This window comes from Allobosea sp. P2_A10 (assembly GCF_056405115.1).
This window is the reverse complement of record NZ_JBFUCS010000039.1, coordinates 1-8,223: the sequence shown is the minus strand read 5'-3', so window position 1 is coordinate 8,223 and position 8,223 is coordinate 1. Positions and strand designations below refer to the sequence as shown.

5 protein-coding genes are annotated in these 8,223 nt (G+C 65.6%); 1 reads left to right on the top strand and 4 read right to left on the bottom strand.

Features of this window, described 5'->3' with window-relative positions:
- Window positions 1-833 precede the first annotated feature (833 nt).
- A complete protein-coding gene (locus tag AC1DZY_RS26195; RefSeq protein WP_476823085.1) occupies window positions 834-1,715 on the top strand; it encodes an AraC family transcriptional regulator in 882 nt (293 codons plus the stop codon).
- Between the two features lie 171 nt (window positions 1,716-1,886).
- Here AC1DZY_RS26195 and AC1DZY_RS26190 read toward each other — a convergent pair whose 3' ends face one another.
- The 4 genes from AC1DZY_RS26190 to recA all read right to left on the bottom strand — a co-directional run bounded on the left by AC1DZY_RS26190 (window position 1,887) and on the right by recA (window position 7,705).
- A complete protein-coding gene (locus AC1DZY_RS26190) occupies window positions 1,887-2,513 on the bottom strand; it encodes a hypothetical protein (protein WP_476823084.1) in 627 nt (208 codons plus the stop codon).
- On the bottom strand, window positions 2,510-3,673 hold the full coding sequence (locus AC1DZY_RS26185; RefSeq protein WP_476823083.1) for a cyclic nucleotide-gated ion channel: 1,164 nt from the start codon (window positions 3,671-3,673) through the stop codon (window positions 2,510-2,512). The genes AC1DZY_RS26190 and AC1DZY_RS26185 overlap by 4 nt, the downstream gene beginning before the upstream one ends.
- A gap of 7 nt (window positions 3,674-3,680) precedes the next feature.
- Window positions 3,681-6,323, bottom strand: a complete 2,643-nt coding sequence (gene alaS / locus AC1DZY_RS26180; RefSeq protein ID WP_476823082.1) for an alanine--tRNA ligase — start codon at window positions 6,321-6,323, stop codon at window positions 3,681-3,683.
- 296 nt (window positions 6,324-6,619) lie between these two features.
- Window positions 6,620-7,705 carry a recombinase RecA gene (recA, locus tag AC1DZY_RS26175; RefSeq protein WP_476823081.1) on the bottom strand — a complete coding sequence of 362 codons (1,086 nt, stop codon included), beginning with the start codon at window positions 7,703-7,705 and terminating at the stop codon, window positions 6,620-6,622.
- Window positions 7,706-8,223: the final 518 nt, after the last annotated feature.

Sequence of the window (8,223 nt, the reverse complement as noted above, 5' to 3'; positions counted from 1 at the left end):
GGGTTGTCCGATTGCGTATTCCCGAGGGGATGCGCGGGGAGAGGTGGCGTCGCAGTCGGTGACTGCGCGCCGATGTCGAAGTCGATTGTCGATGTCGAGGCAGCGCCGAATGCCGCCACCCCGCCCCGCGCGCGGTTCTCTTCCGGTTCCGCTCGTCGCCCATTGAGGTCGGGCATGACCGGGATGGCTGATGTCCCCGGCGACGAGCGGCCCCTCCATGGCCGAGGCTCGCGACAGCCCTCAGCCCATGAACACCGCAACCCCGCCCGGCCGCACGATGCCTCGCGACAGCCCCCTTGGTCGGGCGGAGCGGGGGGAGAATAGGCATGGGACGACGGGGGCGGGGATAGATTTTCTACGCGAGGGCTGTGCGCTGTGATGTCAGCTATGGGTCGGGAGCAGATATTTACCAGCACAAGCTAGAGGACGGTGATCGCAAGGCGAATGGCGAGGTTGACATGGACGAGGGCCCCCGAACCAGTTGCTCGAATTGCGAAACGTCGATGGACAGCCACCAACTTGTCTGTCCCAGTTGTGGAATGCCGCGCAGAAGCCAATCGAAAAGCGAGAGCCATCGTCTGATTATTGCGATTGCGGCGTCGGTCGCGATTATCCTCGTCTGGCAGTGGTGGCGCGGCGCGACTTAAGGTCGGCAACGGGTCGTACCCGGACCTTGGTCAGCAATCGGGAAGCGGACGTTCCGCATCCGACCCAGCCCTGCCATTCCTGCAAACAGACGTCTAAGCAGCACACAGCCCTAACCGAACAGCAACATCGGTCGAGCATGTCATGCCCATGTGCGCCTAGCTGGTCGCGCCACGAAGGTCGGGACAATGAGTGCGGCGGTCCGAAACTACTACGCGCGGATGCGGAGGGTGCTGTATCACATCGATCAGCACTTGGACGACGATCTGAATTTAGAGACGGTCAGTGCCATCGCCGCTTTCTCAAAGTTCCACTTCCACCGGCAGTTCACGGCAACCTTCGGGTTGTCCGTGCACCGCTACGTTCAGCTTGCTCGAATGAAGCGCGCTTCATACCGGCTGGCCTACAGGGACGCCCAAAGCGTCACTGAAGTAGCGATGGATGCCGGTTACGACGCACCAGACGCCTTCGCCCGCGCCTTTCGGCAACGGTTTGGGCAGTCTCCGTCGTCTTTCAGGAAGGCTCCCGACTGGAGATCGTGGCTTGCGGCCTTCGGGCCCCTCGAAAACGCCAGGAGCAAGCTCATGCCAAGAACATTCACTCCCGAGGACGTGACGATCCGCGATGTGCCAACGACGCGCATAGCGATCATGGAGCACCGCGGTGATCCGGCGACGCTCGGAATCACCATCCAGCGGTTCATCGCATGGCGGAAATCCGCTGGTTTGCACCCAAGCACGAACCCTACCTTCAACATCTGGCGGTCCGAGCGGCGTCCCGCGTCGCCCGCCGACTATAGCGTAGACCTCTGTGTCGGAACCGACCAGCCGATCGCGGCGAACGGCGAGGAAATCCGGGTCGGCGAAATCCCGGGCGGACCCTGCGCGGTTCTACGGGTCGTTGGCAACACCGACAATCTGGAGCCTCCCGCACTCTATCTCTATCGCGAGTGGCTTCCGGCCAGCGGCGAGGAGGCGCGGGATTTCCCACTCTACTGCCAGCGCCTTTCGTTCTTCCCGGAGGTGCCGGAGCACGAGGCGGTCGCGGAGTTGTTCCTGCCGCTGAAATAACCCTGCGCAAAGGCGGCTTGTCTCGCTTCCCCGCTGGAAGCGGACGGGCCGTTCTCCACCTTTTGGAGCCGTAGGTCACCGCTCACCGCGCAACCTACGTGCGGACGTTCGCGGCTTCTGCATAGGGTCGCAACCGGCCGCGTCGCCCGCCGCTTTTATCACCAGACGATCTCACTCGACCGTAATCGCCTGCCTCGCCAGGATCGCCATCCCGCTCAACGGCGCGCTCATGACGTAGCGCAGTTCGTAGTCGCCGGGGTCTCGTGGGGCCTCCAATGTCGCCTCGACGTTCTCGGCCGGAAAGAAGGACGGGCCCGTCGCATCGACGGCTGAGCCCTGGCGCACGAGCACGACGCGGTCCTGCTCGCCATTGCAGCCGATGCCGCGCACCGGCAGGGGCTTGCCGCGCCCGATGCGCGCGGGCGCGCCGAGCGTGGCGCTGGCCTGCGTCGTCGCCAGCGGCTGGCGCAGCAGAATCTCCGGACCGCCATTCTTCTGCACGGTCAATCTGAGCTCGTAGGCGCCGGGTGCTCCGGGCGTCTGCATCACCGGCACGGTCGAACCCGGAACGACGACGACGATCGCCGATGTGGCGGGGTCGCCGGGCCGCGCGATCGCCAGACGCCCGTCGGCGGGCATCCGGCTCAGGAACACGCTCAGCATCGATCCGGCCATGACGCTGCGCGACGCCGACATGCCGGGCGCGGATGGGGGGCGGGCCGGCCGCGTCTGCGCCTCCACTGCCGCGGAACACAAGGCGGCTGCGAGCGCCGTCAGGACGTGCAGGCGCGCGCTCATGCCTGCGCCAGCGCCCGGATGCGCTCGGCCAGCCGGGGATGGCGCGTCGTCAGCGCGCGGAAATCCACGGGATCGAGCACCAGAAGCTTGGATGCGGCGGTGGCGACGGCTGCGTTGGGGCAGGGCGAGTGGCTGGCGATCGCCACGTCGTCCAGCCGCAATTCGCCGAAGAAATGGCCCTCGTCGAGTCGCGTGCTGCCTTCCGCGAGCATGACCTCGACCTCGCCGCTGGCGATGAAATAAAGCGCCTGTCCGGGCTCGCCGTCATGCATGACGACCGCGCCGTTGCGCACCGTCCGGGCGCGCAGGAACTGCATGACTTCCGCGATCTCGGACGCGTCCAATCCGCCAAACAGCGGCACGCGCGCGATCATGCTCCAGGTCACGACGAATTCGCGGCGATGGATCTCCTGCGCGAAGGCGGTCGCGACGATGCCGACCGGCAGCGCCAGCATGACGAGGCCCAGCACGGCGGTCACGGCCGCCACCGCCTTGCCGGGCGCGGTGACGGGATAGACATCGCCGTAGCCGACCGTGGTCAGGGTGATGATCGCCCACCACATCGCGTCGGGAATGGTGCCGAACTTGTCGGGCTGCGCTTCGTGCTCGACCAGATGCATCGCGCTGGCCGCCATCAGCATGACGCCCATCAGGATGACGAAGCAGGCAAACAGCGCCTTGCGCTCGGAGACGAGCGCAGCCGACAGCGAGGCCATGCCGGGCGAGTAGCGCCCGAGCTTGAAGAAGCGCAGCAGCCGCAAAAGCAACAGGACCCTGAGCTCGCCGAAGCCGAGCATCCCAAACAGCAGCGGCAGCGTCGCCAGCAGATCGATGACCGCCGGCACGGAGGCGGCATAGGCAAGCCGCGCCCGCGCTGGGCTCAGGCCCCGATAGCGCGCATGCTCCGGGGCCGCCCAGAGCCTGACGCCATATTCGAGGGCGAAAACCAGCAGGGAGAGGAGCTCGAACCGCGCGAATGCGACGCTGAAGCGCGCTTCGATCGAGGGGACCGATTCCAGCACGATCGCCACCACATTGGCGCAGATCAGCACGACGAGCCCGCGATGGATCACGGTGGCGACGGGGTCGTCGCCGGCGCCGTGGTCGATCCAGAGATGAACCTGCCGCCGCCAGCCCGGATGAGAGGCGGCGGCGGTCATGGCGACCTCAGCCCATCGCCGCGGCGACGGCGTCGAGCGCTGATTGCGCCTTGTCGCCATCGGGCCCGCCGGCCTGCGCCATGTCGCGCCGGCCGCCGCCGCCCTTGCCGCCCAGCGCCTCGGAGGCCGCGCGCACCAGGGCGACCGCATCGAAGCGCGCGGTCATGTCGGCGGTGACGCCGACGACGACGCCGGCCTTGCCGTCTTCCGACACACCGACGATGACGACGACGCCGGAGCCGACGCGCGTCTTGGCCTCGTCGACCAGACTTTTGAGGTCCTTCATCTCGACGCCGGTGACGGCGCGCGCCAGCAGCTTCGCGCCGGCGATCTCCTGGATGGGCTCCTCGGCTGCGCCACCGCCGCCCATGGCGAGCTTCTTGCGGGCGTCGGTCAGATCGCGATCGAGCTTGCGGCGCTCCTCGATCAGGGCCGTAAGCCGCGCGCCGGCCTCGCTGGCGGGCACCTTGAGCAGGCCGGCCAGCTCGTGCAGCCGGCGCGAGTCTTCGTTGAGCTGGCGGCGCGCGGGACCGCCGGTCATCGCCTCGAGCCGCCGGACGCCGGCGGCGACCGCGCTCTCGCCGACGACGCTGACGATGCCGATATCGCCGGTGCGGCTCGCATGCGTGCCGCCGCAGAGCTCGATCGAGAAGGGCTTGCCCTGATCGGTCGTGCCCATCGCGACGACGCGGACCTCTTCGCCATATTTCTCGCCGAAGAGGGCGCGAGCGCCCGATGCGATCGCGTCGTCGACGCTCATCAGCCGCGTCGTGACCGGCTCGTTGCGCAGCACGATGGCGTTGGCGATGTCCTCGACGCGACCGAGTTCCTCATCCGAGATCGGCTTGGGATGCGAGAAGTCAAAGCGCAGGCGATCGGGCGAGACCAGCGAGCCCTTCTGCGCGACATGGTCGCCGAGGACGAGGCGCAGCGCCTCGTGCAGCAGATGCGTCGCCGAATGGTTGGCCCGGATCGCGCTGCGGCGGGTATGATCCACCATGAGCTCGACCGGCTGGCCGAGTTTCAGCGCACCCTCCTTCACCGTGACGGCGTGGGCGAAGACGTCGCCGAGCTTCTTCTGGACATCGCTGATCTGCGCCAACGCGCCGGCGCCGCGCATCGCGCCGGTATCGCCGAGCTGGCCGCCGGATTCGCCATAGAAAGGCGTCTGGTTGACGATGACGAAGCCGCTTTCGCCGGTCGTCAGCGTGTCGCGCTCGGCATTGTCGCGGATGATGGCGGTGATCACGCCTTCGGCGGTCTCGGTGTCGTAGCCGAGGAATTCCGTCGCGCCGACGCGGTCGCGCAGCGGGAACCAGAGCTTTTCCGTCGCCGCCTCGCCAGTGCCCGACCAGGCGGCGCGGGCCTTGGCTTTCTGCTGCTGCATCGCCGCGTCGAAACCGGCGGTGTCGACCGAGACGCCACGTGCGCGCAGGGCGTCCTGCGTCAGGTCGAGCGGGAAGCCATACGTGTCGTAGAGCGTGAAGGCGACATCGCCTTTCAGGCTCTGGCCGGAGACCAGGTCCCTCGAAGCATCGTCGAGCAGGGTCAGGCCGCGCGCTAGCGTGGTGCGGAAGCGGGTTTCTTCCAGCTTCAGGGTTTCGCTGATCAGCGCTTCGGCGCGCAGCAGTTCGGGATAGGCCTGGCCCATTTCGCGGGTCAGCACCGGCACGAGCCTGTGGAGCAACGGATCCTTCGCGCCCAGAAGCTGGGCGTGGCGCATGCCGCGCCGCATGATCCGGCGCAGCACGTAGCCGCGCCCCTCATTTGACGGCAGTACGCCGTCGGCGATCAGGAAAGCCGAGCAGCGCAGGTGATCGGCGATGACGCGGTGGCTCGCCTTCATCGGTCCGTCGGAGGCCACCGAGGTCAATTCGGCGATGGCGCGGATCAGGGCCGCGAACAGATCGATCTGGTAGTTGTCATGCGTGCCCTGAAGGACGGCCGCGATGCGCTCCAGCCCCATGCCGGTGTCGATCGAGGGGCGCGGCAGATTGCTGCGAACGCCGCCGGCCGCCTCCTCGTACTGCATGAAGACGAGGTTCCAGATCTCGATGAAGCGGTCGCCGTCCTCGTCGGGCGAGCCGGGCGGGCCACCGGGAATATGATCGCCATGGTCGTAGAAGATCTCGGAGCAGGGGCCGCAGGGGCCGGTGTCGCCCATGCGCCAGAAATTGTCCGAGGTCGGGATGCGGATGATCTTGCTGTCGGACAAGCCCGCGATCTTCTTCCAGAGCGCGTGCGCCTCGTCATCCTCGGAGTAGACGGTGACGGTCAGCTTCTCCTTGGGCAGGCCGTATTCGCGCGTCACCAGCGTCCAGGCATGAGTGATCGCCTGTTCCTTGAAATAGTCGCCGAAGGAGAAATTCCCCAGCATTTCGAAGAAGGTGTGGTGGCGGGCGGTGTAGCCGACATTGTCGAGGTCGTTGTGCTTGCCGCCGGCGCGGACGCATTTCTGCGCGGTGGTCGCACGTGAATAGGGACGCTTCTCCTGGCCGGTGAAGACGTTCTTGAACTGGACCATGCCGGAATTGGCGAACATCAGGGTCGGGTCGTTGCGCGGCACGAGCGGGCTCGAGGCCACGATCTCGTGGCCGTTCGACTTGAAATAGTCGAGGAAGGTGGACCTGATCTGGTTGACGCCGCTCATCGCAATTCGCGCTCTATTCTCATCTGAAAGGCCGGCAAGTCCGGCAGGCATGAGCGGTTCTAGAGCAGGATGCGAAAAAGTGGAAACCGGTTTTTCGCGGAAATCCTGCCCTAACTATCTGTTTTAGAGGCGGATTCAGATTTCCAGTCGATCCGCCCTGAAAATCTCCGGTTCTTTTCAGCCCGCCAGGGCCTGTCAAGAAAGCCTCCGCCAACGCCTTGGCGCGGCTCAACAAAAACGGGCGGCCCGAGGGCCGCCCGTCCGATGGTCTGCATGGTGGATGGCGAGCTCTGGTCTCAGGCTTGCCCGTCGTCGAGATCGTCCGCGGTCGGCGTCGCCTCGTCGAGAATGCGGTCGGCCAGAACGCCGGAATTCTGCCGGATCATCGCTTCGATGCGCGCGGCCATGTCGGGATTGGCCTTGAGGAAGGCCTTGGCGTTCTCGCGACCCTGGCCGAGGCGCTGGCTGTCGAAGGAGAACCAGGCGCCGGACTTCTCGACGATGCCGGCCTTGACGCCGAGATCGACCAGTTCGCCGACCTTGGAGATGCCTTCGCCGAACATGATGTCGAACTCGACCTGCTTGAAGGGCGGTGCGACCTTGTTCTTGACGACCTTGACGCGGACCTGGTTGCCGGTGGCCTCCTCGCGGTCCTTCAGCGTCGCGATGCGGCGGATGTCGAGGCGGACCGAAGCGTAGAATTTCAGCGCGTTGCCGCCGGTGGTGGTTTCCGGCGAGCCGTACATCACGCCGATCTTCATGCGGATCTGGTTGATGAAGATGACCATGCAGTTCGAGCGCGAGATCGAGGCTGTCAGCTTGCGCAGCGCCTGGCTCATCAGGCGGGCCTGCAGGCCGGGCTGGACATCGCCCATCTCGCCCTCGATTTCAGCGCGCGGGGTCAGGGCGGCCACGGAATCGATCACCAGCACGTCGATGGCGCCGGACCGGACCAGGGTGTCGGTGATCTCCAGCGCCTGCTCGCCGGTGTCGGGCTGCGAAATCAGCAGGTCGTCGAGATTGACGCCGAGCTTGCGGGCATAGACCGGATCGAGCGCATGCTCGGCGTCGACGAAGGCGCAGACGCCGCCCTTCTTCTGGGCTTCGGCGATGGTATGAAGCGCCAGCGTGGTCTTGCCAGAGGATTCAGGGCCATAGATCTCGATGACCCGGCCCTTGGGCAGGCCGCCGACGCCGAGCGCAATGTCGAGGCCCAGCGAGCCAGTCGAAATCGTCTCGATCTCGATCGCCTGCTGGTTCTTGCCCAGCCGCATGATCGAGCCCTTGCCGAAGGCGCGCTCGATCTGCGAGAGCGCTGCGTCCAGCGCCTTGGCCTTGTCCATCGAGGAGCCTTCCACGAGCTTGAGATTCGCCTGATTCACGTGTCGCGCTCCTTATGGCAGGGGCGCGGGGACATCTCAATCCGCGCCGATGACCGATATGGTCATGGTTTGTTCTTTTCGACAAGTTCTTTTTTTGTTCTCGCGCGGGGTATGGCGATAGTGGGCTTCATGGACCGCTTCTGACCATGATATGCAACTGGCAGTTTGCGCCACTTCCCGAAATTCGGGAGATGCCCGACACCAGACATCCGTCATGGCCTACCTGATGGTGAATTCTGGTTGTGCGGCCAAGGCGACATCGCAGACCGGCTTCTTTTGATGTGAGATCGCCTGCAATGTTGCCCCTGTGAGGGGCGCTTATCGCGTTGAAGGTTAGTCCCCCTGTTATTGGCTCTGGCTGATCCTTCCGGTTTTTCGGAAGGGTCCGGGGATGACGGGTGTGGAGACGATTGCGCGGATCCGTTTCGAGCATTTCCAGAACAGCAAGGGGATCAAGCGGATCGCGCGCGAGCTAGGCATTGCGCGCGACACGGTGCGCAAGGTGCTCCGAGCTCCGA

Excerpts from the sequence above, each read along its gene's own strand:
- AC1DZY_RS26195 (WP_476823085.1), top strand. The coding sequence starts at position 834 with ATGAGTGCGGCGGTCCGAAACTACTACGCGCGGATGCGGAGGGTGCTG.
- AC1DZY_RS26185 (WP_476823083.1), bottom strand. The coding sequence starts at position 3,673 with ATGACCGCCGCCGCCTCTCATCCGGGCTGGCGGCGGCAGGTTCATCTC.
- AC1DZY_RS26190 (WP_476823084.1), bottom strand. The coding sequence starts at position 2,513 with ATGAGCGCGCGCCTGCACGTCCTGACGGCGCTCGCAGCCGCCTTGTGT.
- alaS (WP_476823082.1), bottom strand. The coding sequence starts at position 6,323 with ATGAGCGGCGTCAACCAGATCAGGTCCACCTTCCTCGACTATTTCAAG.